We start from the raw sequence: 1359 nt of genomic DNA, 5'->3' as shown, positions 1-1359 counted from the left end.
CAATCTTATTGCTGCTATAATTACTGTTGCAGTAATCTTATTTACCGCATTCTTTAGTTTAAGGTATTACACCAAACATGGCCAGGGTTTAAATGTACCATCAGTTAAAGGACTATCATTTACACAAGCGGTTAGTAAGCTTGAACAGTTGGGTTTACGTTATGAGGTCGATTCTGTTTATATTATGGATACCCCTCCGGGAACAGTAATAGATCAGGATCCAAACCCTAATACTTTTGTAAAAGACAACAGAACAATTTACCTGACTGTGAGCATGAATAAGGCTCCAAATGTTAAATTTCCGGATGTCGTATATAAATCATTAAGACAAGCCCAGGCAATAATTGAAAGTTTTGGTCTGAAACTTGGGGACACTACTTATAAACCGGATGTGAGCAGAGATGTTGTTTTGGAAGTTTCTTTTGGAAATCAGCCCATTAAAGTTGGGGAAATGGTACCGAAAGGGTCAAGAATTGACTTTTTATTGGGCGACGGAAAAGGAAATGAAGAAGTAGACATTCCAACTCTTATCGGCTTAACTAAGGATGAGGCATTGTTTGCATTGAGAAATGGCGCGATGTTAAACCTTGGAACAGTTACATATGAGGGGGTTGTGACGGATTCTGCCAATGCTGTAATCATAAAACAGGACCCACTTGCAACAGATTCGGTAACTAAAGTAAAAATTGGAACACCAGTAAACATTACATTATCTAATAAAAATTAATCACACTATCATTTATATATGTCAAACGAAGAAAATAAAACAGGTCTTAAAAAGAATACCAAAATAATATTAGGCTTACTATTGCTTGTTTTAATTGCCGGGGGCTTTTATGGACTTAAATTATATAAAGTATACTTTGCACCAAATGTTACGGGCAACGAAAAATACCTGTATATAAGAACAGGTTACAATATCGACGACCTTTATAAAGAGATTAAACTAAAAGATATGCTAACCGATATAGGTTCTTTTAGTGAAGCTTCCGGAAAAATGCAGCTTGCACGTTCTTTAAAACCAGGGCGCTATAAACTGGCAAAAGGTATGAATAACCGCAGCATTATTAATATGCTGAAGTCGGGCAATCAGGATCCTGTAAAACTTAAGTTTCAAAACTTAAGGCAAAAAGAAAACTTTGCCGGCTATCTCTCAAGAAACCTTGAACCAGATTCTTTAACTTTTATAAATCTGCTCGACTCTGCGTCTTTGCTTGAAAAGTATGGTTTTAATAAAGATAACAGCTATGTGATGTTCATTCCTAACACTTACGAAATGTATTGGAATGTTACTGCTTCGGAGTTCTTTGACAGAATGCATGCTGAATATGATAAATTCTGGAATGCTGATCGCAAACA

The 1359-nt window shown here is 36.0% G+C and carries 2 protein-coding genes; both read left to right on the top strand.

The features are described 5' to 3' along the window. On the top strand, nt 1-727 hold a 727-nt coding region (locus AC1DDX_RS27440), incomplete at its 5' end, for a PASTA domain-containing protein (RefSeq protein ID WP_477623036.1). 18 nt (nt 728-745) lie between these two features. Then, a partial coding sequence (locus AC1DDX_RS27435) for an endolytic transglycosylase MltG (protein WP_477623035.1) occupies nt 746-1359 on the top strand: 614 nt, incomplete at its 3' end.

The sequence above is a fragment of the Pedobacter sp. 10L46_2 genome (assembly GCF_056395165.1).
The sequence above is the reverse complement of the archived record's forward strand: the minus strand, read 5'-3'. Positions and strand labels throughout refer to the sequence as shown.